We start from the raw sequence: 21,331 nt of genomic DNA, 5'->3' as shown, positions 1-21,331 counted from the left end.
GGAACAATATGCAATTCGCCACACTCCCCAATGGACAACTGGACGGCCGCCTTGTCATCGTTTCGCGTGACCATACCCGCGCACGGGATGCCACGGCTATCGCTCCGAATTTGCTGGAGGCCTTGCAGCGCTGGGACCAGGTCGCGCCGGATCTACAGGCCTTGAGCGATGCGCTCAACCAGGGTGCAACTACGGATGCATTTGACTTCGATCCACGGCAGTGCCTGGCGCCATTGCCGCGCAGTCCGCAGTGGCTGGACGGCTCGGCTTTCCTGAACCACATGCAGCTGATGGAGCGTGCGTTCAACACGCCGCCGATGCCAAAAATGGACACGGTTCCCGTGATGTACCAGGGGGCCAGCGACGATTTTCTGGGTCCGTACACGGACGTACCACTGCCCAGCGAGGCTGACGGCATCGACTTTGAAGGCGAGTTCGGCGTGGTGGTCGGGCCTGTACCGATGGCCGCGTCCCCTGCCCAGGCTCTGGCCGCGGTGCGGTTGGTGGTGCAGATCAACGACTGGAGCTTGCGTGCACTGGGGCCGCACGAGATGAAAACCGGCTTCGGATTTTTGCAGGCCAAGCCCTCCACGGCCTTTGCACCGGTGGCGGTGACACCGGACGAGCTGGGCTCCGCCTGGCAAAACGGGCGTGTGCACATGCATCTGCAGGTCGAACGCAACGGCGAGCGTTTTGGCGAGCCGCATGGCCGCGAGATGCACTTCAACTTTGGCGAATTGGTAGCGCATGCCGCACGCACCAGGCGCTTGAGCGCAGGCTGCATCGTAGGCTCAGGCACGGTCTCGAACGTGGACCGCGCTGCCGGTTCGGCCTGCCTGGCCGAGCGTCGCGTGATCGAGATGATCGACCGAGGTGCTGCCAGCACGCCCTTCCTGCGTTTTGGTGAACGGGTTCGCATGCAGGCCCTATTCGACGACGGCAGCGCCGGGCCGTTCGGCAGCATCGACCAGCAGATCGTGCCCATGGCCGACCGGAGTGCCCGCTGATGCGCGTAATCGTAACCGGGGCCGCCGGTTTCATTGGCCACGCACTGGTGCAACGGCTGTTAAACGACGGCCTGGGAGGCCAACCGGTAGCCTCGTTGGGTCTGATGGACCTGGTATTTTCCACCCCGCCCACCGATGCCCGTGTGGCCCATTTCCCGGGCAACATTGCCGACCCGGCCGCACGCGCAAAAGCATTGACCGCCCCGGTGGACGTGGTGTTCCACCTGGCCAGTTGCCCTGGCGGTCTGGCCGAGCGCGATTACGCATTGGGCCGCAGCATCAACCTGGATGCCACTCTGAGCCTGCTGGAAGACCTGCGCAGCCAGCCCCAGCCGCCCCGGTTTGTGTTTGCCAGCACGGTGGCGGTGTACGGTGCCCATTTGCCGTCCGTGGTGGATGAAGCCACTGCGCCCACTCCTGCACTCACCTACGGTACCCACAAACTCATTGGTGAAGCGCTGGTAGCCGATGCCACGCGGCTGGGCTGGATAGAAGGCTGCTCGCTGCGTGTGCCCGGTGTGGTGGCACGCCCAGGAGACGGTGCGGGCTTGTTGTCGGCTTTCATGAGCCAAGTATTTTGGCGCATGCAGGCGGGTGAGTCGCTGACCGTGCCGGTGCCGGCTGCGGGCACGGCCTGGTGGATCTCGGTAGGGGCCTGTGTGGATAACCTGCTGCATGCCGCCTGCATGGATACTCTGCCACTGGACGCACGCCGCGTTTTCCAAATGCCAGCGCTGCATCTGTCCGTGGCGCAGGTAGTGGCCGCCCTGGCAGCGCGTTTTGGGGATGGGCGCAAGGCGCTTATTGCGTACGCGCCCGATGCCCACATTGAACGCTTATTCGCATCCTATCCGCCACTACAAACCCCGCAAGCGGTGGCGCAAGGATTTATCCATGACGGCACGGTCGATATGCTGGTGCATCGGGTAATTCACGGTTAACCCAATAGCCTGTCAGAACACCATTGCTGGGTGCCGTAATGTCCGTATAAGCTGACTTACGGCTCCAAAAGATTTAGCAGTCCTTAGCAGCCCTTGTACGTAGACAACAAAAAACCCCAAGTAAATCAATCACTTGGGGCTCTTTTTTGTAGGCCTTTAGCGGCCTTTGTACGCGATCACATATTTTCGATCATCACCTCACCAAAGCCCGAGCAGCTCACCTGCGTCGCGCCCTCCATTAGCCGGGCAAAGTCATAAGTGACCTTTTTGCTGGCGATGGAGCGCTTCATGGACGCGATGATCAGGTCGGCGGCTTCGAGCCAGCCCATGTGGCGCAGCATCATTTCGGCCGACAAAATTTCGGAACCGGGGTTCACGTAGTCCTTGCCTGCATACTTGGGCGCGGTGCCGTGGGTGGCTTCAAAACAGGCCACAGAATCCGACATATTGGCACCCGGTGCAATGCCGATGCCGCCCACCTGGGCGGCCAGCGCGTCAGAGATGTAGTCGCCGTTCAAATTCAGCGTGGCAATCACACTGTATTCGGCCGGGCGCAGCAAGATTTGCTGCAAGAACGCATCGGCAATTACATCCTTGACGACGATTTCCTTGCCCGACTTGGGGTTCTTGAAACGCATCCACGGACCGCCGTCGATCAGCTCGGCACCAAACTCCTTTTGGGCCAGCGCGTAGGCCCAGTCCCGGAAGCCGCCTTCGGTGAACTTCATGATGTTGCCCTTGTGCACGATGGTCAGGTTGGGCTTGTCGTTGTCGATGGTGTATTGCAGGGCCTTGCGTACCAGGCGCTCGGTGCCTTCACGCGACACGGGCTTCACGCCGATACCGGAGGTGTTGGGGAAGCGGATTTTCTTGACACCCATTTCTTCTTGCAAAAACTTGATCAGCTTCTTGGCCTTGTCGGACTCTGCTTCAAACTCGATCCCGGCGTAGATGTCTTCGGAGTTCTCGCGGAAGATCACCATGTCGGTTTTGTGCGGCTCTTTCACCGGCGAGGGCACGCCGTCAAAGTACTGCACCGGGCGCAGGCAGACATACAGGTCCAGCTCCTGGCGCAGGGCCACGTTGAGCGAGCGGATGCCGCCACCCACAGGCGTGGTCAGCGGCCCCTTGATGGACACCACATAGTCTTTGATGGCATCCAGAGTTTCCTTGGGCAGCCATTCGTCGGGGCCGTAGACCTTGGTGGACTTTTCACCGGCAAAAACCTCCATCCAATGGATCTTTTTCTGGCCGCCATAGGCCTTTGCCACGGCGGCGTCCACCACCTTCAGCATCACCGGCGTGATGTCCTGGCCCGTGCCATCGCCTTCGATGAAGGGGATGATGGGCTGGTCGGGCACGTTCAGGGAAAAATCCGCGTTGACAGTGATTTTTGTGCCTTCAGCGGGGATGGTGATGTGCTGGTACATGGAAATGGGAGCTCCGGGGGATGGCGAAAAATGGATAGCCAATCAAGTTTAACTTTGTGCTGTCGCAGGCTTGTAACCCGGCAATCCGTCAACCCCTCGTAAAGTAAGCGAATAGGTGCCGCAGTGCTGCCAAAATCCTTTTATTTCACAAAACGCCTAGCCATGCATAAAAACCTCTCCCACGCCGTGTTGGTGCTATCGCTGGTCGGGGCATCCACCCTGGCTCTGGCCCAGGAAGGCCCGCAAATGAACCTTCCCCGCACCGCGCTGACGGCGGGCATCTACCAGATCGACACCCAGTTGGCCCTGACCCCCGAGCAGCGCGAAATCGGCCTGATGTTTCGCCGCGAGATGCCGCAGCAAGAGGGCATGCTGTTTGTGTTTGAGCAGCCAGGCACCCAGTGCTTCTGGATGAAAAACACCATCCTGCCGTTAACGGCAGCCTTCGTAGATGATCATGGGGTCATTGTCAACCTGGCCGACATGAAGCCACAAACCACCGACTCGCATTGCTCGGCCAAACCGGTGCGTTACGTGCTGGAGATGAACGTCGGCTGGTTTGCCAAGAAAGGCATCAAGGCGGGCAGCAAGCTCGGCGGCAAGCCGTTTGACGCGGCCAAATAAAAAAGCCCGTCCAAGACGGGCTTTTTTGTGGGGACTGGAACTTAAGCGAAGTTCTTTTCCGCGAATTCCCAGTTCACCAGCTTGTCGAGGAAGGTTTCGACAAACTTGGGACGCATATTGCGGTAATCGATGTAGTAGGCGTGCTCCCACACGTCCACGGTCAGCAGGGCCTTGTCGGCGGTGGTCAGGGGTGTACCGGCAGCACCCGTGTTGACGATGTCTACCGTGCCGTCAGGCTTTTTCACCAGCCAGGTCCAGCCGGAACCGAAGTTGCCCACGGCGGACTTGACGAAAGCGGCCTTGAATTCAGCGTAGGAGCCGAACTTGGCGTTAATGGCGGCAGCCAGCGCGCCGGTGGGTTCGCCGCCGCCCTGGGGCTTCATGCAGTTCCAGAAGAAGGTGTGGTTCCAGATCTGGGCAGAATTGTTATAGATGCCGCCGCTGGACTTCTTGATGATTTCTTCCAACGACAGCGCTTCAAACTCGGTACCCTTTTGCAGGTTGTTGAGGTTGACCACGTACGCGTTGTGGTGCTTGCCATGGTGAAACTCCAGGGTTTCTTGCGAGTAGGCAGGGGCCAAAGCGTCGATCGCGTAAGGCAGTGCTGGCAGGGTATGTTCCATATTTTTCCTCGTGGGTGGGTGGTGGTTGTGTGTCTAACGGACCAATTGTAGGAACTAATTGCGTCGCGTCTGTAGGACATGGAGATCAACCTCACCATCGGCCAAGACGGCCGTTGCAGCCTGTCCAGGCGTCGCCTGCCGCACGCTGGTCAGGGGTGTGCCCTCGGCTGTGCGTAGCAAGGCGTAGCCGCGTTGCAGCACCAGCAGCGGGTCGAGCAAAGCCAGGCTGCGGCCTGCCCGGTCCAGACGCGCGTGCTGCTGCTCCATCGCCGTTTTTAATTTAACAGGCAAATTAGCTTCTAGCGCAGACAGCACCATGGCCTTGCGCTGCATATTCGATAGCGCCGCGTACCGCAGCCGCTGCGCCTGCTGGCCCAGCTTCCACTGCTGGCGCGCCACCAGGCCAGACGGACGGCCCAGGCGCTGGGCCGCGCTGTCCAGCCGCTGGGCCTGGGTGTCGAGCTGGCGCGTCACGGCATCTTGCAGGCGCTGCCCGGCCAGGCCCAAGGCTCCCAGCCAGACCTCGCGCGGCTGGGCTGCCAGCTCGGCGGCTGCGGTGGGCGTAGGGGCGCGCAGGTCGGCCACAAAGTCGGCAATCGTGAAGTCGGTCTCGTGCCCCACCCCACTAACAACGGGTACCGGGCTGCGGCGAATAGTGCGGGCCAGTTGCTCGTCGTTAAAGCCCCACAAATCCTCCAGTGAGCCGCCGCCGCGCACCAGCAGGATCAGGTCGATGTGCACGCCATTTTTAGGCATCAAATCGGCCTCTTGCGTAGATTCTGCCTGCGCATACTGGTATAGATTTAATAGCGCCTTCACCAGCTCGCCCGGTGCCGCGGCACCCTGCACCAAGGCCGGGGCCAGCACCACCGGGATGTGCGGCACGCGGCGCTGCAAGGCCGCCACCACGTCATGCAAAGCCGCGGCCCCCAGGGACGTAACCACGCCGATGCCACGCGGCAGCAGCGGCAGCGGACGCTTGCGGGCCGGGTCGAACAGGCCCTCGGCCTCCAGCTGCGCCTTGAGCCGCAAGAACTGTTCGAACAAGGCCCCTTGCCCGGCCCGGCCCATGCTCTCCACAACCAGTTGTAAATCGCCCCGCGGCTCGTACACGCCCAGACGGCCCCGCACCTCGACCAGCTCGCCGTCGCGCGGCGCAAAGTCCAGCAAACTGGCGGCGCGGCGGAACATGGCACAGCGGATTTGGCCTTGTCCGTCCTTGAGGTTGAAGTAGCAATGCCCGCTAGATGCGCGCGAGAAGCCCGAAATCTCCCCGCGCACCGCGACAGGATTGAAGCGCGCCTCCAAAGTGTCAGCAATGGCGCGGCACAGCGCACCAACTGGCCAGATTTGCGGCACCGATGCTGGGTTTGGGTGGCCGACCATCAGTGTTGGCGCGCCCAAAAGCGACATTCGGATACGGAGTGCTCCACAGGCGCGGACTTGGTCTCCAAACTGCCCAAAAACACCCAGGGCATTCTCAAGAAAGCTGATTTATTGTGGTAAGTGCTTGATTTCAATTGGAATTTTTCTGCTTAATTTTTCTGCTTAATTTTTCATCGAAGTGTCATAAGCCCGCATGGGCGCTGGATTTGCAGCGGTCACGGCTAAGTTCTTCACAAAGTTATCCACAGGAAATGTGGGTGAACTGTGGGCCCGCACAACGGATGGAACAAAGCGGCAGGCACCGGGGCGGCTAAGCCATAATCGACATGCATCTATCAACTTGAAACAACTTGTTGGCCCCGCTGGCACCCCGCTGGCGAAGCCCGCAGGTGCGTGCGGAGAAGCTATATTGTTTTCGATCATACAAGCCGCAGGCTGGCCGATTTGGCCCTTGGTTGCCTGCTCCATCCTGGCCATGGCCCTGGTGATTGAGCGCTTTCTGAGCCTCAAAACTTCCAAAATTGTGCCGCCCAAGCTGCTCAACGAGGTGCTGACGGTCTCGCAAACCAGCATTCCTGCCCCTGGTATCGTCAACCAGCTGGCGCAAAACTCCAGCCTGGGCGAAGTGCTGGCCAGCGGCCTGCGGGTGCTCAACACCCACCCCAAGTGCAGCGACGAGGATGTACGTGCCGCCATGGAAAGCGCCGGTCGCGCGGTGGCGCACAAGCTGGAGAAATACCTCAGCGCCCTGGCCACCATCGCCTCGGCCGCCCCCTTGCTGGGCCTGCTGGGCACGGTAATCGGCATGATCGACATCTTTGGCTCGCAGGGCAATGGCGGCGGCATGGGTGGCAACCCGGCGCAACTGGCCCACGGCATCTCGGTGGCGCTGTACAACACCGCCTTTGGTTTGATCGTGGCGATTCCGTCGCTGATCTTCTGGCGCTACTTCCGGGCCCGGGTAGACGAATACCTGCTGACCCTGGAACTGGCTGCCGACCAGTTTGCCCGCCACCTGAACGCCGTGCGCAAGCGCCCGTAACACCGCGAGGGCACTCCCCATGAACTTTCGCCACCGCCGCCAGGAAGAGCCCGAGATCAACCTCATCCCGTTCATCGACGTGCTGCTGGTGGTGCTGATCTTTTTGATGCTGTCCACCACCTACAGCAAGTTCACCGAACTGCAGATCACCCTGCCCGTGGCCAACACCGATGCCCAGCGCGACTACCCCAAGGAAATCATCGTCGCTGTCAGCAGCGACGGCCGCTACGCCATCAACAAGGGCCCGGTCGATGGCCGCAGCATTGAAGCCCTGTCCCTGGCCCTGGTCAACGCGGCAAATACCAACGGCAGTAGCAGCAAAGACATGGTCGTCATCATCAGCGCCGATGCCAGTGCCACCCACCAGTCGGTCATCACCGTGATGGAAGCCGCCCGCCGTGCCAACCTGAACCAGATCACCTTTGCCACCCAGGCCACGCCCAAATAGCATGGAGCAGGCCTTGCTGCGCATCTGGCAGCGGCGCGGCTGGCAGGCTTGGCTGCTGTGGCCTTTGTCGCTGTTCTACAGACTACTGGTTCGACTGCGCAGGCTGCTGTACCGCCTGCATCTCAAAAAATCGGGCCGCGTGCCCGTTCCGGTCATCGTCGTCGGCAATGTCGTCGCGGGTGGCTCGGGCAAAACCCCGGTGGTGATGGCCTTGGTGCAGCACTGGACGGTACGTGGCGTGCGCGTTGGCGTGGTCTCACGCGGCTATGGCCGCAGCAGCACCGACTGCCGTGAAGTGCGGCCCGATAGCCTACCGTCAGAGGTGGGCGACGAGCCCGCCCTGGTGCACCGCAGCTGCGAGGTGCCGGTGTTCGTAGCCAGCCAGCGCCTGCAGGCCGCACAAGCCCTGCTGGCCGCCTACCCAGCCACCCAGCTCATTGTGTGTGACGACGGCCTGCAGCACTACGCCCTGCACCGCGACCTGGAAATTTGTATTTTTGACGACCGCGGCGTGGGCAACGGTTTTTTGCTGCCCGCTGGCCCCCTGCGCGAAGTCTGGCCGCGCCCGGTGGACCTGGTGCTGCACAGCGGCGCGAACCCGGCATTTTCCGGCTGGCGCGGCCAGCGCACGCTGGCCGATTACGCTGTGCAGGCCGATGGCACGCGCGTGCCGCTGGCTTCGTTGGAAGGCAAATCTTTGCTGGCCGTGGCCGCCATCGCCCAGCCAGCGCATTTTTTCAGCATGCTGCGCGCTGCAGGATTAACGCTTGCGGCAACACAGGCCTTACCCGATCACTACAACTTTGATAGCTGGAAGTGCATACAGAATATGCGCCAGACCATGATTTGCACTGAAAAAGATGCGCTCAAACTATGGCAACACCAGCCCGACGCGCTGGCCGTGCCCCTGGTGTTGGCGATCGACGCTGGCTTCTGGCAAGCCCTGGACCAACGCGTGGATCCCTGGATATCATCCACACCCCACACAGATTGAGATTTCCCCATGGATAGCAAACTTCTGGAGCTGCTGGTCTGCCCCGTGACCAAAGGCCCGCTGCAATACGACCGCGAACGCCAAGAGCTGACTTCACGCAGCGCCCGCCTGGCCTACCCGGTGCGCGACGGCATCCCCGTGCTGCTGGAGAACGAAGCCCGCACCCTGAGCGACGAAGAACTCGGCCTGTAAACCCATGCGCTTCACCGTCCTGATCCCCGCCCGCCTGGCCTCCACCCGCCTGCCCAACAAGCCATTGGCTTTGCTAGGCGGCGTGCCCATGGTGGTCCGCACGGCCCAGCGCGCCCTGCTGTCGCAGGCCCAACGCAGCGTGGTGGTGACCGACAGCCCGTCCATCCTGGAGGCCTGCGCCGCCCACGGCATCGAGGCCGTGCTGACCCGCGCCGACCACCCCTCCGGCAGCGACCGCCTGGCCGAGGCCTGCGCCCTGCTGGTCCTGGACGGCGACGACCTGGTGGTCAACGTGCAAGGTGACGAGCCGCTGATCGACCCCGCCCTGATCAACGACGTAGCTCGCCTGCTGGAGCAGCGCCCCGGCGCCAGCATGGCCACCGCCGCCCACGCCATCGACTGCCTGGCCGACTTCACCAACCCCAACGTCGTCAAAGTGGTGCTAGATATACAGCAGCACGCCCTGTACTTCAGCCGCGCGCCCATCCCCTGGTGGCGCGACGGGGCCACAGCCGACAAAAGCTTCCAAAGCCTGCCCAGCCCGGCACCACTGCGCCACATAGGGATTTACGCTTACCGCGCCGGATTTTTGCGCCTGTTTCCCACCCTGCCACAGGCCCCGATCGAGGTCAGCGAGGCGCTGGAACAGCTGCGCGCACAATGGCACGGCTACCGCATCGCAGTACACGTTACCGAGCACGCGCCCGGCCCCGGTGTGGACACGCCCGAAGACCTGGAACGCGTAAGCAAACTGTACTAAAGCCTCTGGTATCCTCACGCGCAATGAAGCGTTGCGGCCGGTCCTGCATACAACAAGCCCGCCAGCAACGCCGCGCAGTTTTAAACACTTCGAGGATATTTCCATGAGACTCATTTTGTTGGGCGCACCCGGCGCCGGCAAGGGCACGCAAGCCACCTTCATCTGCCAAAAATATGGCATCCCGCAAATCTCTACCGGTGACATGCTGCGCGCAGCCGTCAAGGCCGGTACACCGCTGGGCCTGCAGGCCGACGCGGTGATGAAGTCCGGCGGCTTGGTCAGCGACGACCTGATCATCAACCTGGTCCAGGAGCGCCTGACCCAGCCCGACTGCGCCAACGGCTGCCTGTTCGACGGCTTCCCCCGTACCCTGCCCCAGGCCGACGCGATGAAGGCCGCCGGTGTCAAGCTCGACTACGTGCTGGAAATCGACGTGCCCTTCGATGCCATCATCGAACGCATGAGCGGCCGCCGCTCGCACCCGGCATCGGGCCGCACTTACCACGTCAAGTTCAACCCGCCCAAAGTCGAGGGTATTGATGACATCACCGGCGAGCCCCTGGTCCAGCGCCCCGACGACCAGGAAGAAACCGTGCGCAAGCGACTCGAGGTGTACAGCGCCCAGACCCGCCCCTTGGTCGATTACTACTCCAGCTGGGCCCGCAACGAACCCCACGCTGCCCCCAAGTACCGCGCCATCAGCGGCACCGGTAGCGTCGACGAAATCACCTCCAGGGCCTTTGCCGCACTGGCAGCCTGAGCTTCAACGCCTCTAAAAAGCCGCCCGGCGTGATGCTAGGCGGCTTTTTTACGCCTGCGGGGCCAAAAGCTCCAGCAGCAAGGCAATCCGCGCCTTGACCGGCGACAAGCCCTGCGCATCGGGGATCGCGTCCGAGCCCAGTCCCAGCACCCGGCCGAACACGCAGCGCGTAGAACGCAGCACCCGCACCCCATGCGCCATGGCCCGCAGCAAAGCCGCCTCTAGCTCCACATGCAGCGTACCGTTGCCAGTGCCGGCCACCACCATACCCTGCACGCCCTGGGCCACCAGCGCATCCACCAGCAAACCGCTGGCCCCGGCATAGTTCAGCACGATCTCCACCCGCGGCCAGCCGCTGGCAGACGTACCACCCAGAACTACACTTTTGATAGCTACTTGTGTAGATAGAACCTGCGCTAGAGGTCGATTTTCTTCATAAAAATCTACCGCCGATGGCCAGGGCCGCAACAGACGTACCCGGCCCTCCTCCACCAGCCCGACCAGCCCCGCATCGCCCGAGGCAAACGCATCCACCTTGTAGCTGTGTACCTTTTGCACATCGCGCGCGCTGTGGATGTTGCCCGCGCACACCGCCACCACGCCGCGTGCGCCCGGGGTGGCAGCCACCGCCACGGCATCCAGCAGGTTCTGCGGCCCGTCGGGCACCAGGGCCGTGGCCGGGCGCATGGCGCAGGTCAGCACCACCGGCTTGGCCGGGTTCAGCACCGCCTGCAGAAAATACGCGGTTTCCTCCAGCGTGTCGGTGCCGTGGGTGATGACAATGCCCGCCACGTCGGCCTGCGCCAGCCAGTGGTCGCAGCATGTCGCCAACTGCTGCCACAGGGCAAAGCCCATGTCCTTGCTGTCCACCTGCGCCACCTGCTCGGCCACCAGATCCACCCCGGCCGCAAAGCCGCCCAGCGACTCCAACAGCTGCGCCACACCCACTTCGCCCGCGGTGTAGCCCAGGTTGTCGCCCGCGCGGCTGGCGCGGCCCGCAATCGTGCCCCCCGTGCCCAACACCACGATCCTGGAAGAACTTGAATTCACCGCCATGCTTGCAAACTTTCAAAAACTGGTTAAAAATACAGTCACTGGATATTAAAACAGCCCGCCACTTCGTTTCCGCCTAGGAGTCACCCATGGATCTGCCCCCTCTTCCATTTTTCCCCGCCAAACTCACCGCCCGCCAGCAGCAGATTCTGGAGCTGATCCAGTCCGCTATCGCCCGTACCGGCGCGCCGCCCACCCGGGCCGAAATCGCCAACACCTTGGGCTTCAAGTCGGCCAACGCCGCCGAAGAGCACCTGCAGGCCCTGGCTCGCAAAGGTGCCATCGAGCTGGTCAGCGGCACCTCACGCGGCATCCGCCTCAAAAGCGAAGCCCTGCGCTCCATCAACGAGTCGCGCCTGCACAACGTGCTGAGCCAGCTCGCCCTGCCCCTGATCGGCCGGGTCGCCGCAGGCTCCCCGATTTTGGCGCAGGAACATGTAGACCAAACCTACCACGTCGAAGCCAGCATGTTCCGCCACAAGCCCGACTACCTGCTCAAGGTGCGCGGTATGTCCATGCGCGACATCGGCATCCTCGACGGCGACCTGCTGGCCGTGCAATCCGCCACCGACGCCAAAAACGGCCAGATCGTGGTGGCCCGCCTGGGCGACGATGTCACCGTCAAACGCTACCGCCGCACCAAAAACCTGGTCGAGCTGCTGCCCGAAAACCCCGACTACCCCACCATCGTGGTCGACCCGGAAGAAAGCTTCGCCATCGAAGGCTTGGCGGTCGGGCTCATCCGCAACACTTTGCTGATGTAGCCGCGCCACCTGCGCCATGGTGCCACTGCGCTAAACGTAATTTCGTGTAAAGCGCAGCAGCATGCGGGAGCGCCCCGCCGCCGCCACTGTCCGCGTAAATCCAGGTTTACAGCCACCGTTTCGTCCGTATTCAACACCGCTTGTTGGGAAGGTCCTATGGGAATCGCATCGTTTTCACCTACGGGTTTACTGGGTTCGTTCCAGGGTCTGGTGGGCTGGCTCACCGCTAGTGCACCGCACAAGCCCGTCCAGCGCCCCAGCCAGGCTTCACGCCCTGCTGCCGTGTGGCCACCCCACTGTGCCAACCACCCCAGCCCGGCACCCGCCTGGCCCGCCCGTCCCAGCTGCAGCACCCCGCCCCCGGCCGTTGCTCGCCGCCCGGTACGGGTGCTACGGGTCATCGACACGCCCCAGTCGAACGCCAGTGCCGGGCGCATGCGCATCTCGGGCCGCATGGCCGATGTCTGCGCTGAACTAGAGCGGATGGCCGCCCTGGAATCCGCGCCCCGCGGCGGCGCAGTGCTGCAATAAAACCAAGCCCCACCTGCTGTCGGCCCACAAGACCACCGCAAGCAGTCTCCAGCACCAAGGCACAATCAGGGCATGAACATTGTGATCCTCGACGACTACCAAGATGCCGTGCGCAAACTCGACTGCGCCACCAAGCTGGAACCCTACGCCGCCAAGGTCTACACCAATACCGTCAAGGGGCTGGGCCAGTTGTCGGTGCGGCTGAAGGATGCCGACATCATCGTGCTGATCCGCGAGCGTACCCAGCTCAACCGCGCGGTGATCGAAAAACTGCCGCGCCTCAAGATGATCGCGCAAACCGGGCGTATCGGTGCCCATGTGGATGTCACCGCCTGTACCGAGCGCGGTATTGCCGTGGCCGAGGGTGTGGGCTCGCCTACCGCCCCGGCCGAGCTGACGTGGGCACTGATTTTGGCTGCGTCCCGGCGCTTGCCACAGTACATCAGTAACCTCAAGCACGGGGTCTGGCAGCAGTCGGGCATGAAGACTGCGTCCATGCCGCCCAACTTCGGCATGGGTACCGTGCTCAAGGGCAAAACCATGGGCATCTGGGGCTATGGCCGCATCGGCCAGATCGTCACCACCTACGCGCGCGCCTTCGGCATGAAGGTGTTGGTCTGGGGCCGCGACACCTCGCGCACCCGGGCGTTGGCCGACGGGGTGGAAGTGGTGGACAGCAAGGAAGCCCTGTTTGCGCAATCGGACGTGCTGTCGCTACACCTGCGGCTGAACGAGGAAACCCGTGGCATCGTCACCCTGGAAGACCTGTCGCGCATGAAGCCCACCTCCCTGCTGGTCAACACCTCGCGGGCCGAGCTGATCGAGCCTGACGCACTGCTGGCCGGCCTGAACCGGGGCCATCCCGGCATGGCGGCGATTGACGTATTCGAGAGCGAGCCGATTTTGCAAGGCCACGCCCTGCTGCGGCTAGAGAATTGCATCTGCACCCCGCATATCGGCTATGTGGAGCAAAACAGCTACGAGTTGTACTTCAACGCGGCTTTTGACAATGTACTGAACTTTATCAAGGGCACGCCGACCAACATCGTCAATCCAGCGGCCTTGCAGGTTCGGCGTTAAGCCACGTAGCTATTGCTATCTATTTTGAAAATTATTTGATAGCAGCTTGCGCAGACGCTTCAAACGCAAACGACCAAAAAGCACAGGTTTTTTGGCCGTTTTTTCAATTTTATAAACCAACCCACAGCCACAACGCAAGCATTCCATAAGTACCGTGGAATCGGCTTTGCCGAGCGACTGGTATCGCCCCCTTCAAGGGGGTTGGCGTAACGCAGCGCAGCCTGGGGAGTCAGCCTTTTTTAGGCGAAATCTTGGCTTCGACCTTGGGATCGAACAGGTCGAACTCCAGCATGTTGCTGTCGATGACGGGAATCACCGGTGGGATAGGCGCAGGTGCAGCGGCCGGGCTGGACAGGGATGCTGCTAGATCCAGATCCAAGTCAAGATCCAGGTCCAAGCGTGCAGGTACGGGGGGAGCCACCACGGCTGGCACGGCTGGCAGCTCTTGCATCGCCATCAACTCAGAATTCGAGAAGTCCAGGTTCAAGTCCAGGTCCAAATCCAGCGGTGCGCGGTACGACGGCACCAAAGGCTCTGGATGGGTGTCTTGCGCTTCCAACGGAGCCATCTCCGACATCAACAACATCGGTTGGGTGAACGAGGTTTCGCGCGGAGCCGAAACCTCCAAAGGCGCGGGCTTGGATACGTCCAACTCCAACTCTTGGGGGCGGCTGATGCGCGCGGTGCGGACCTTCGGCACAGCCGCATACAAAGAGCCATCCGCTTGGCGAACTGTGCCCAGGGCCATCGCGTAGAGCAGCAGAAGTTCGCGGTAGGCGGCCAGGTCAAATGGCTTGCCTGCACTAGCAGCGTTGACAGCCGTATCGCGGAACAGGCAGGCTTCGATGAATTCCAGCACCTTGGGCGTGCCCCACTGGCTCTCGATACTGCGCAGCACCGCAGGGTAGCCTTCCAGGCTCTGACCTTCTTGGGTGAATGCGGGGAATTCGGGTATTTGGCTATTGAAGATGCGGTTGAACACATCACGCTGCTGCTGGTATTCCGCCTGGCGGCCCAGCGTGTGGTAAATCTTGAGCAGCTCCAAATAGGCCAAGGGGCTGGCATCGGCGCTGTCTTGGATGCTCTTTTTCAATACCTCGATCGCCTGGTCGTATTGGCCCAGCGAGACAAAAAAGTCAGCATGCTGCTGCACGTCCAGAAAATCTTCTGGGTAAATGCTGCGTGCTGGCATCGCAGTGACACCAGAGCGGGCCACGGGCGGGAATGGCTTGGCGGGCATGGTCACCGCCGTCAACTTCTTCAGGTCGTCAAACAGCGACTCGTCGACATCGGCATCGTGGTTGGGGCCAGGCAAGGTGTTGGGTGGCAACTGCGATGCCAACGATGCCGGGCGGCTCATAGGCGCGGTGCGGCCCAGCTCTTCGGCACTGGGCTCGCCATGGTGCGACCAGTCGGTGGTTACCGTGTGAATGCGTTGGCGGGCACGGTTCCAAAAGAAAGCGGCTGCGGCAATCGCGGCCAAGAGCAAGCCCAGCAGGCTGTACACAAAGCTCTCGCTGTAGCGGTTGTTTTCCAGCTTGTCGAGGCGCAACTTGAAGTCGGCTTCACTTTTTGCCAACAAGGCCTTGAGTGTTTTGGACTCGGCCTCCAGGGCCAGCAAACGCTGTTTTTCCTGGGGGTTTTCCACCGGCAGGTGGTTCAGTTCGCGCCAGGCAGCAGCAGCAGCTTCGCGCTTTTGCGGATCGTCGGTAGGGGCCAGCACCACATCGCTGGCAGGTTTGAGCTGCACCAGCCGCTCGTCGGGCGTCTCGGGCGACTCCAGCTTCAAGCGGGGTTTGTTATCGGGTGCCTCGGCTTTGGTTTCGACCTTGGCGACTATCGGTTTTGGTACGGCCACGGTTTCTTTGGGCTCTTTGGGCTCTTTGGGCTCTTTGGCCACGATGGGCTTGGACACCGGGGCCGGCCGGGGTGCACGCACCACCGGAGCGGGATTGGCAGCACTGCGAATCGGTGCGGAACGCGGTGCCGCCACGGGCGCTGGAGCAGGGGCCGCCGACGGCGCGTCCGCCACGGGCGCTGCGTTCTGCGCAGTAACGGTGGCAGGAATGATGGTGGGCACGGCCGCGGCACGCGTTTCCACGGGAAAGTCGGTTAAAAAATCGTACCGGCGCGAGGTTTTCTGGCCGCATATGGAGCGCAGCACCACCCCCACCACAGGCTCGTCCACCACGGCGGAAGAACGGATCCGCACCACGGCGTCTTGCCCTTGCCCACCACCCACCACGATGACCCGCACACGATTGGGGGCCACTTGGCCGTCACCATGGAACACGTCGGCTTCAAAACAGGCACTGCCCGTGTCATCGCTGGAGTCGAGACGAACATCGACCGCCAAGTCAAGAGGCTGGCCCAACACCACAGCGCCCCTCGCGCGTCCGAGAGACAGGGCTGAGCTACCAAATGCGGCGACCAAGAGGGTCGAGCCAAGAAGGGTGTTGCGTAGTTTCACTGCAATTTATTACGTTTGAGGGTGTTCAGACACACCATACCATTGGATTTCAGCATGTGATCAATTGAACAACGGCAATTATCGGGCTATCTGCAGAGATTGTGGGTACGAAGCCACTGGCCTGGCCAGACACCCAGGTGACATACTTTGTGTGTTTGTGCGTTGCAAGCATGACCGTGGGATGACAATGTGCAGCCCACCAGACACCCTAGACACACCAGAGACAGATGAGACAAAGCCCATGGACGAACCCATCCTAACGATTGAAGAACGCGCGGCCATCAATGCAGGGCACTGGTTTGCATCTCTTTCGCCGTCGTTGCGGCACGACATCCTGCGTTGCGCCTACGTCAAGCGCTACCAGGACAATGGCCTGATTGCCGCCCGTGGCGAGCCGCCCGAGGAATGGGTGGCCTGCGCCAAAGGCGCGGTACGGGTGAGCTCCACCTCGCTCTCGGGCAAGCAAATCACGCTGACTTACATGGAGCCCGGCACCTGGTTTGGCGATATCGCCATCTTTGACGGTGACCGCCGCACCCACGATGCCTACGCCCATGGCGACACCACCTTGTTGTGCGTGGCCAAGGCCGACTTCAAAAAGATACTCGCCACGCACACAGAACTGTACGAAGCCATGTTGCGGCTGCAGGCACGGCGCATCCGGCAACTGTTTGGTCTGGTGGAAGACCTGAACACCCTGCCCTTGCGCGCCCGGCTGGCAAAGCAACTGTTGCACCTGGCGCGCAGCTACGGCATCCCCAACCTGGCCAACGCCAACGAGATCCGCATCAGCCTGCAGCTGGCCCAGGAAGAGCTGGCACAGCTGCTAGGGGCTTCGCGCCAGCGGGTCAACCAGGAACTGAAAGCGATGGAGCGCGACGACGTGATCGGCATCGAAACCGCGGGTCTGATGATCCGCGACCGCACGGCGCTGCTGCGCATCGTGGACGCAGACCACTGAGCCGCCAGGCGCTCAGCCGTTGTTCAGCAACTGGGCCGACACACAGGCCTGCGTGAACACCGCCACCGCATGCCGCAGTGTGGGCACATCGGTTTGCGGGTACTCCATGCGCAGGTAGACCCGGCCCCTCTGCACCTGCAGGATGAACGGCGTGGCCTGCTGCACCGCATTGGTCGGCCAGGCCTGCAGCAGATCCATCAGCGGCCCGTCCAGCCACTGCTGGGCGTGGGCGCGGTTGTCCGCCACCAGGGCGTAATAGTCCCAGAACGCCAGCGGCGCGGTGTTCCAGCCCACCTGGTCGTACAGCGTCAGCCAACGCGCTTCCTCGGGCAAGGCCACATCCACCGTGGTTTGCACGCCGTGGGTCACCTCCTCATAAACGCGTTTTTCCAACGACTCCTTGAGCGGGCGGTTGATCAGCATGATGGCCAGGTGCTCAGGCAGGCCCAGTTCGGCACGGGCGCGCAGCTCGGCACCCACGATAAAGTCCCGGCCCGCCGGGCTCTGCTCCATCCGCCAGGGGCGCCCATCCACTGTGCCAATCAGGGCAAAGCCGGTGCCGTCGGCCAGGCGGTCAAACGCCAGCCCTTGCGAATCCGCCCAACCGCTGACGGCCTCCAGGTCGTCAGCGTTGGCAGCCGAGCCCATCGCCCGACCCACCCAGTTTTTAATGCGCTTGAGCATGCGCGCCTGCTTTCTTTTGTGGGGGCTACTGTGTGCAGCAGCCCAAACGGCGCAAGGGCGTATGCTATAAAATATATAGCTGCTTGCGTATGTTGAATATGCGCCAGAGGCCGATTTAATGCCTAAAATGCTTCCATGGAGCGGGGTTGCGCTATGGTCTACCCAACAGGGATCGAACCTGTGACCCTCAGCTTAGAAGGCTGATGCTCTATCCAACTGAGCTATGGGTAGCGAGCTCAGGATTCTAACCTTACGGGTCTGCGGCCCGGCCTTTTGAAAACCGTCCTATGCGCACCCTGCACGCCAACATTCTGACCCCCAGCGGCTTCATCACCGGGGACATCGCCTTCACCCCTGAAGGCCGCATTGCCGACATCACCGGCACCCCAGCCCCCACGGCCAGCGTGCGCGATGCGGGCCTGCCGCTGGTGCTGCCCGGCTTTATCGACCTGCATGTGCACGGCGGTGCGGGCCACGACATCATGGAAGCCGGCGATGCCGTGCTGCACGTGACCCGGCTGCACGCCCGGCACGGCACCACCGCACTGCTGGCCACCACCATGACCGCGCCGATGGCCGACCTGGAAGCCGCGTTCAGCGCATTGGGTAGCGTCTACCAGCAGCGCCCGGCGGGGGCGGCGCGCGTACTGGGTGTGCACCTGGAAGGCCCGTACATCAGCGAAGCCAAGCTGGGCGCGCAGCCGCCGTTTGCCCGGCCCGTGAGCCACGCGGAAATCCACCGCCTGAACGCCCTGGCCCCGATCCGCCTGATCACCCTGGCCCCCGAGGTGGCTGGCAACCTGGAGATGGTGGCCCGACTGTGTGCCGACGGCTACAAGGTGCAGCTCGGCCACACCACCGGCAGCTACGAAGACGGTGTGGCCGCGCTGCAGCAAGGGGCCACCGGTTTCACCCATTTGTTCAACGCCATGTCCGCCCTGCACCACCGCGAGCCGGGCATGGTGGGCGCGGCGCTGGCGCACGCCCGGTTTGCCGAAATCATCCCTGACCTGCTGCACGTACACCCCGGTGCCATCCGCGCCGCGCTACGGGCCATTCCCTGCCTGTATTGCGTCACCGATTCGACCTCGGCTGCAGGCATGCCCGACGGCCAATACACGCTGGGCCGCCACAAGGTGTTCAAGTGCCTGGGCGGCGTGCGGCTGGAAGACGGCACGCTGGCCGGATCCTCGCTGGCCATGGACCAGGCCTTGCGCAACCTGGTGGACAGCGTGGGGCTGGACCTGGCGGATGCGTCCAACCGCGTCTCGCGCTTTGCCGCCGAACACCTGGGCCTCACCGACCGGGGCCAACTGGTGGCCGGTGCCTGGGCCGATGTGGTGGTGCTGGACCGCGACCTGGCCTTGCGGGCAGTCTACGTGGAAGGCGAAGCCGTCCCTCTTTAGTCGGCCAACGGGGCTACGGCAGGTAGCAGCACCGTCACCACCAGCCCGCATTCCGCGTGGTTGTGCAGCCGGATTTCGCCGCCATGCGCCTGGATGATGTTGCGGGCGATGCCCAGGCCCAGGCCCGTGCCGGTGCGGTTGTTCTGCTGGCCGTGGCCCAGGCGCACGTGCGGCTCAAAGGCTGCCGACATCGATGCCTGCGCAATGCCGGGGCCAAAGTCACGCACTTCCACCACCGCCAGCGCGCCCCGGTCGCTCAGGCGCAACTGCACCCGTTCGCCGTACAGCACGGCGTTGTCCAGCAGGTTGCTCAAAGCCCGCTCCAGCGCCAGCGGCTTGCCCTGCACGCTCACGGGTTCGGACACAAATTCGATGCTGGCGTTGGGGTGGATGGGCCGCTTGGCCAGCCGGGCCAGCAGAGTGTCCAGCCGCACCGGGGTCAGGTTTTCGTGGATGTCGGTGTCTTTGACACTTTGCAGCGCCGCCTTGACCATCACGTCCAGGTCGTCCAGGTCCTCGTGGAAGTCGGCCTGCAGGGCTTCGTCGTCCAGCAGCTCAGTGCGCAGCTTGAGCCGCATGATGGGCGTTTTCAGGCCATGCGAGATACCCAGAAACAGCCGCTCGCGGTCCACCAGGTAGCGCTGGATACGGGCCTGCATTTCGTTGAAGGCGCGTGCGGTACGCCGCAGCTCGGCGGTGCCGGTTTCGGGCACGGGTTCGGGCGCGCTGTCGCTGCCAAAGGCGTTGGCGGCGGACGCGATGCGGTTCAGCGGGCGGATCAGCCCGCGCACCAGCAGCACCGCCAGCAACAGCACGGTCAGTAGCGTTACCAGTTGCAAAGCCACGCGGTCCCAGGTGAGCGGATTGGCGTTGTCCAAAAAATACGGATCGGGCATGGGCGCGGCCAGGTACAGCCAGCGCCCCGGCTCAAATTCAGACTGGATCACCAGCACCGGCGCAGGGCGCGGGCGCAGCAACAAGGTGGCCTCGACCCAGGACTCGGGCAGGTCGTTCACTGTGCGGCCATCGTCCGACACCCGCAGGCCATCGGGCCAGGCAAAGGCCACATCGGGGGCCTGGGCCGGGTGCAGATTGGCCACCAGATCGTCGCGCACCACGCTCACCACCGCGTCCACCAGAGCGTTGCCGCCCAGCGGGGTGATGGGCACGCGCTCGCGGTTCACGTTGACAAAAAACCGCGTGCCGCCCATGGTGCGCAGTTGCTCGATCAGGATGGGCCGGTATTTGGGCGGCAGGTCACGAAAAAAGCGCAGTGTGCCCGCCGCATTCACCGCCAAGTGGTGCGCCGCGCCCAGGGCCTCGGTGCGGGCGCTTTCGCGCAACTGGCGCGCCCACAGCAAGGTGCCCACCAGCTGCGCACTGACCACGCCCAGCGCCACCACCAGCACGATGCGGCCCAGCAGGCTGTCGGGCAGCCAGCGCCATATGCCGGAGGGTCTAGGCATCAGCAGCCACCACGTCGGCAGAGAACACATAGCCGCTGCCGCGCACGGTCTTGATCAGCAGCGGCTGCTTGCCGTCGTCGCTCAGGCGCTGGCGCAGGCGGCTGACCTGCACGTCTAGCGAGCGGTCCAGCGGCCCCAGGTCGCGGCCACGGGTTTGCTCCATCAGGCGGCCCCGGTCCAGGGTTTCGCCCGCGTGCTCGGCCAAGAAGCGCAGCAGGTTGAAGTCCATGCTGGTCAACACCACCACCGCGCCGCTTGCGTCGGTCAATTGGCGCTCCAGCAGATCCATGGTGAACCCGGCAAAGCGCAGAAAGCGCACTGCCGCCCCGGCACCACCCAGTTGCATGCGGCGGTGGATGGCCTTGATGCGGGCCAGCAGCTCGCGCGGGTTGTAGGGCTTGGCGATGTAGTCGTCGGCCCCCAGCTCCAGGCCGACGATGCGGTCGGTGTCGTCGGCGCTGGCGGTCAACATGATGATGGGCACGGGCGACTGGCGGCGCACGGTCTGGCACAGGGTAAAGCCGTCGGTGTCGGGCAGCATCACGTCCAGGATCACCAGGCTGAGCAGGTCGCGAAAGCGCTCGAACTCGGCCAGAAAGCTGGCCCCATCGTGCGCCACGCGCACCTCGTACTGGTGCTTTTCCAGGTAGGTTTTGAGCAGGTTGCGGGTTTTTTGGTCGTCGTCAACGACCAGGATGGTGCGGTTCAT

General features: G+C 62.9%; 22 protein-coding genes and 1 tRNA gene. 14 read left to right on the top strand and 9 right to left on the bottom strand.

The window, feature by feature from the left end; all coding sequences use genetic code 11:
- Positions 1 to 8 precede the first annotated feature (8 nt).
- Positions 9 to 1,007 (top strand): fumarylacetoacetate hydrolase family protein, encoded by a 999-nt coding sequence (locus tag AC097L_RS18990; RefSeq protein WP_479588280.1) that lies wholly within the window; start codon positions 9 to 11, stop codon positions 1,005 to 1,007.
- Positions 1,007 to 1,948: an NAD-dependent epimerase/dehydratase family protein gene (locus tag AC097L_RS18985; RefSeq protein WP_479588279.1), complete on the top strand. Its 942-nt coding sequence runs from the start codon at positions 1,007 to 1,009 to the stop codon at positions 1,946 to 1,948. The genes AC097L_RS18990 and AC097L_RS18985 overlap by 1 nt, the downstream gene beginning before the upstream one ends.
- Positions 1,949 to 2,124: 176 nt before the next feature.
- On the opposite strand, the gene icd is transcribed toward AC097L_RS18985, so the two are convergent.
- The gene (icd, locus tag AC097L_RS18980; RefSeq protein WP_479588328.1) at positions 2,125 to 3,384 is read right to left on the bottom strand and encodes an NADP-dependent isocitrate dehydrogenase; all 1,260 of its coding nucleotides are present in this window, start codon (positions 3,382 to 3,384) and stop codon (positions 2,125 to 2,127) included.
- 156 nt (positions 3,385 to 3,540) lie between these two features.
- On the opposite strand from icd, the gene AC097L_RS18975 reads away from it, so the two are divergent.
- A complete protein-coding gene (locus AC097L_RS18975) occupies positions 3,541 to 4,002 on the top strand; it encodes a DUF192 domain-containing protein (RefSeq protein ID WP_479588278.1) in 462 nt (153 codons plus the stop codon).
- A 41-nt stretch (positions 4,003 to 4,043) separates the two neighbouring features.
- On the opposite strand, the gene AC097L_RS18970 is transcribed toward AC097L_RS18975, so the two are convergent.
- Together AC097L_RS18970 and xseA are read right to left on the bottom strand one after the other, a co-directional pair.
- Complete coding sequence (locus AC097L_RS18970; RefSeq protein WP_479588277.1) at positions 4,044 to 4,625, bottom strand: Fe-Mn family superoxide dismutase; 582 nt, start codon at positions 4,623 to 4,625, stop codon at positions 4,044 to 4,046.
- Between the two features lie 54 nt (positions 4,626 to 4,679).
- Positions 4,680 to 6,011, bottom strand: coding sequence for an exodeoxyribonuclease VII large subunit (gene xseA / locus AC097L_RS18965; protein ID WP_479588276.1), 1,332 nt, complete (start codon positions 6,009 to 6,011; stop codon positions 4,680 to 4,682).
- Between the two features lie 409 nt (positions 6,012 to 6,420).
- Here xseA and AC097L_RS18960 point away from each other — a divergent pair, with 409 nt between their 5' ends.
- The 6 genes from AC097L_RS18960 (at position 6,421) to adk (ending at position 10,207) form a co-directional block, all read left to right on the top strand.
- Positions 6,421 to 7,053 carry a MotA/TolQ/ExbB proton channel family protein gene (locus AC097L_RS18960; RefSeq protein WP_479588275.1) on the top strand — a complete coding sequence of 211 codons (633 nt, stop codon included), beginning with the start codon at positions 6,421 to 6,423 and terminating at the stop codon, positions 7,051 to 7,053.
- Between the two features lie 19 nt (positions 7,054 to 7,072).
- A complete protein-coding gene (locus AC097L_RS18955) occupies positions 7,073 to 7,501 on the top strand; it encodes an ExbD/TolR family protein (RefSeq protein WP_479588274.1) in 429 nt (142 codons plus the stop codon).
- Between the two features lies 1 nt (position 7,502).
- Complete coding sequence (lpxK, locus tag AC097L_RS18950; protein WP_479588273.1) at positions 7,503 to 8,495, top strand: tetraacyldisaccharide 4'-kinase; 993 nt, start codon at positions 7,503 to 7,505, stop codon at positions 8,493 to 8,495.
- Positions 8,496 to 8,504: 9 nt separating this feature from the next.
- A complete protein-coding gene (locus AC097L_RS18945) occupies positions 8,505 to 8,687 on the top strand; it encodes a Trm112 family protein (protein ID WP_295954268.1) in 183 nt (60 codons plus the stop codon).
- A gap of 4 nt (positions 8,688 to 8,691) precedes the next feature.
- The gene (gene kdsB / locus AC097L_RS18940; protein ID WP_479588272.1) at positions 8,692 to 9,447 is read left to right on the top strand and encodes a 3-deoxy-manno-octulosonate cytidylyltransferase; all 756 of its coding nucleotides are present in this window, start codon (positions 8,692 to 8,694) and stop codon (positions 9,445 to 9,447) included.
- Between the two features lie 103 nt (positions 9,448 to 9,550).
- Complete coding sequence (gene adk, locus AC097L_RS18935) at positions 9,551 to 10,207, top strand: adenylate kinase (protein WP_479588271.1); 657 nt, start codon at positions 9,551 to 9,553, stop codon at positions 10,205 to 10,207.
- A gap of 48 nt (positions 10,208 to 10,255) precedes the next feature.
- Here the strand turns inward: adk and AC097L_RS18930 are convergent, their stop codons facing one another.
- A complete protein-coding gene (locus tag AC097L_RS18930) occupies positions 10,256 to 11,263 on the bottom strand; it encodes an asparaginase (RefSeq protein WP_479588270.1) in 1,008 nt (335 codons plus the stop codon).
- A gap of 86 nt (positions 11,264 to 11,349) precedes the next feature.
- On the opposite strand from AC097L_RS18930, the gene lexA reads away from it, so the two are divergent.
- From lexA to AC097L_RS18915, 3 genes are all read left to right on the top strand, one after another.
- Positions 11,350 to 12,024, top strand: a complete 675-nt coding sequence (gene lexA, locus AC097L_RS18925) for a transcriptional repressor LexA (protein ID WP_479588269.1) — start codon at positions 11,350 to 11,352, stop codon at positions 12,022 to 12,024.
- A gap of 156 nt (positions 12,025 to 12,180) precedes the next feature.
- Positions 12,181 to 12,555, top strand: a complete 375-nt coding sequence (locus tag AC097L_RS18920; protein ID WP_479588268.1) for a hypothetical protein — start codon at positions 12,181 to 12,183, stop codon at positions 12,553 to 12,555.
- Positions 12,556 to 12,627: 72 nt separating this feature from the next.
- Positions 12,628 to 13,635 carry a D-2-hydroxyacid dehydrogenase family protein gene (locus tag AC097L_RS18915; RefSeq protein ID WP_479588267.1) on the top strand — a complete coding sequence of 336 codons (1,008 nt, stop codon included), beginning with the start codon at positions 12,628 to 12,630 and terminating at the stop codon, positions 13,633 to 13,635.
- Positions 13,636 to 13,864: 229 nt separating this feature from the next.
- Here AC097L_RS18915 and AC097L_RS18910 read toward each other — a convergent pair whose 3' ends face one another.
- Positions 13,865 to 16,009: a hypothetical protein gene (locus AC097L_RS18910; protein ID WP_479588266.1), complete on the bottom strand. Its 2,145-nt coding sequence runs from the start codon at positions 16,007 to 16,009 to the stop codon at positions 13,865 to 13,867.
- A 337-nt stretch (positions 16,010 to 16,346) separates the two neighbouring features.
- Here AC097L_RS18910 and AC097L_RS18905 point away from each other — a divergent pair, with 337 nt between their 5' ends.
- Positions 16,347 to 17,066 (top strand): Crp/Fnr family transcriptional regulator, encoded by a 720-nt coding sequence (locus AC097L_RS18905; protein WP_479588265.1) that lies wholly within the window; start codon positions 16,347 to 16,349, stop codon positions 17,064 to 17,066.
- Between the two features lie 12 nt (positions 17,067 to 17,078).
- Here AC097L_RS18905 and AC097L_RS18900 read toward each other — a convergent pair whose 3' ends face one another.
- Positions 17,079 to 17,750 (bottom strand): hypothetical protein, encoded by a 672-nt coding sequence (locus tag AC097L_RS18900; protein ID WP_479588264.1) that lies wholly within the window; start codon positions 17,748 to 17,750, stop codon positions 17,079 to 17,081.
- A 154-nt stretch (positions 17,751 to 17,904) separates the two neighbouring features.
- Positions 17,905 to 17,981, bottom strand: a tRNA-Arg gene (locus tag AC097L_RS18895).
- A gap of 56 nt (positions 17,982 to 18,037) precedes the next feature.
- Between AC097L_RS18895 and nagA the strand changes: the two genes are divergently transcribed.
- Entirely contained in the window at positions 18,038 to 19,156 is a 1,119-nt protein-coding gene (gene nagA / locus AC097L_RS18890; protein ID WP_479588263.1) for an N-acetylglucosamine-6-phosphate deacetylase, read from the top strand.
- Here the strand turns inward: nagA and AC097L_RS18885 are convergent.
- Positions 19,153 to 20,622, bottom strand: a complete 1,470-nt coding sequence (locus AC097L_RS18885; RefSeq protein WP_479588262.1) for an ATP-binding protein — start codon at positions 20,620 to 20,622, stop codon at positions 19,153 to 19,155. The genes nagA and AC097L_RS18885 overlap by 4 nt on opposite strands.
- On the bottom strand, positions 20,615 to 21,331 hold the full coding sequence (locus AC097L_RS18880) for a response regulator (protein ID WP_479588261.1): 717 nt from the start codon (positions 21,329 to 21,331) through the stop codon (positions 20,615 to 20,617). Before AC097L_RS18880 ends, AC097L_RS18885 begins: the two co-directional genes overlap by 8 nt.

This window comes from Rhodoferax sp. RT5P35 (genome assembly GCF_056521385.1).
This window is presented reverse-complemented; position numbering and strand designations above follow the sequence as displayed.

Excerpts from the sequence above, each read along its gene's own strand:
- xseA (WP_479588276.1), bottom strand. The coding sequence starts at position 6,011 with ATGGTCGGCCACCCAAACCCAGCATCGGTGCCGCAAATCTGGCCAGTT.
- AC097L_RS18880 (WP_479588261.1), bottom strand. The coding sequence starts at position 21,331 with ATGAACCGCACCATCCTGGTCGTTGACGACGACCAAAAAACCCGCAAC.
- AC097L_RS18985 (WP_479588279.1), top strand. The coding sequence starts at position 1,007 with ATGCGCGTAATCGTAACCGGGGCCGCCGGTTTCATTGGCCACGCACTG.
- AC097L_RS18970 (WP_479588277.1), bottom strand. The coding sequence starts at position 4,625 with ATGGAACATACCCTGCCAGCACTGCCTTACGCGATCGACGCTTTGGCC.
- lexA (WP_479588269.1), top strand. The coding sequence starts at position 11,350 with ATGGATCTGCCCCCTCTTCCATTTTTCCCCGCCAAACTCACCGCCCGC.
- kdsB (WP_479588272.1), top strand. The coding sequence starts at position 8,692 with ATGCGCTTCACCGTCCTGATCCCCGCCCGCCTGGCCTCCACCCGCCTG.
- AC097L_RS18945 (WP_295954268.1), top strand. The coding sequence starts at position 8,505 with ATGGATAGCAAACTTCTGGAGCTGCTGGTCTGCCCCGTGACCAAAGGC.
- AC097L_RS18955 (WP_479588274.1), top strand. The coding sequence starts at position 7,073 with ATGAACTTTCGCCACCGCCGCCAGGAAGAGCCCGAGATCAACCTCATC.
- lpxK (WP_479588273.1), top strand. The coding sequence starts at position 7,503 with ATGGAGCAGGCCTTGCTGCGCATCTGGCAGCGGCGCGGCTGGCAGGCT.
- AC097L_RS18920 (WP_479588268.1), top strand. The coding sequence starts at position 12,181 with ATGGGAATCGCATCGTTTTCACCTACGGGTTTACTGGGTTCGTTCCAG.
- AC097L_RS18885 (WP_479588262.1), bottom strand. The coding sequence starts at position 20,622 with ATGCCTAGACCCTCCGGCATATGGCGCTGGCTGCCCGACAGCCTGCTG.
- AC097L_RS18990 (WP_479588280.1), top strand. The coding sequence starts at position 9 with ATGCAATTCGCCACACTCCCCAATGGACAACTGGACGGCCGCCTTGTC.
- AC097L_RS18900 (WP_479588264.1), bottom strand. The coding sequence starts at position 17,750 with ATGCTCAAGCGCATTAAAAACTGGGTGGGTCGGGCGATGGGCTCGGCT.
- AC097L_RS18905 (WP_479588265.1), top strand. The coding sequence starts at position 16,347 with ATGGACGAACCCATCCTAACGATTGAAGAACGCGCGGCCATCAATGCA.
- AC097L_RS18930 (WP_479588270.1), bottom strand. The coding sequence starts at position 11,263 with ATGGCGGTGAATTCAAGTTCTTCCAGGATCGTGGTGTTGGGCACGGGG.
- nagA (WP_479588263.1), top strand. The coding sequence starts at position 18,038 with ATGCGCACCCTGCACGCCAACATTCTGACCCCCAGCGGCTTCATCACC.
- adk (WP_479588271.1), top strand. The coding sequence starts at position 9,551 with ATGAGACTCATTTTGTTGGGCGCACCCGGCGCCGGCAAGGGCACGCAA.
- AC097L_RS18915 (WP_479588267.1), top strand. The coding sequence starts at position 12,628 with ATGAACATTGTGATCCTCGACGACTACCAAGATGCCGTGCGCAAACTC.
- AC097L_RS18975 (WP_479588278.1), top strand. The coding sequence starts at position 3,541 with ATGCATAAAAACCTCTCCCACGCCGTGTTGGTGCTATCGCTGGTCGGG.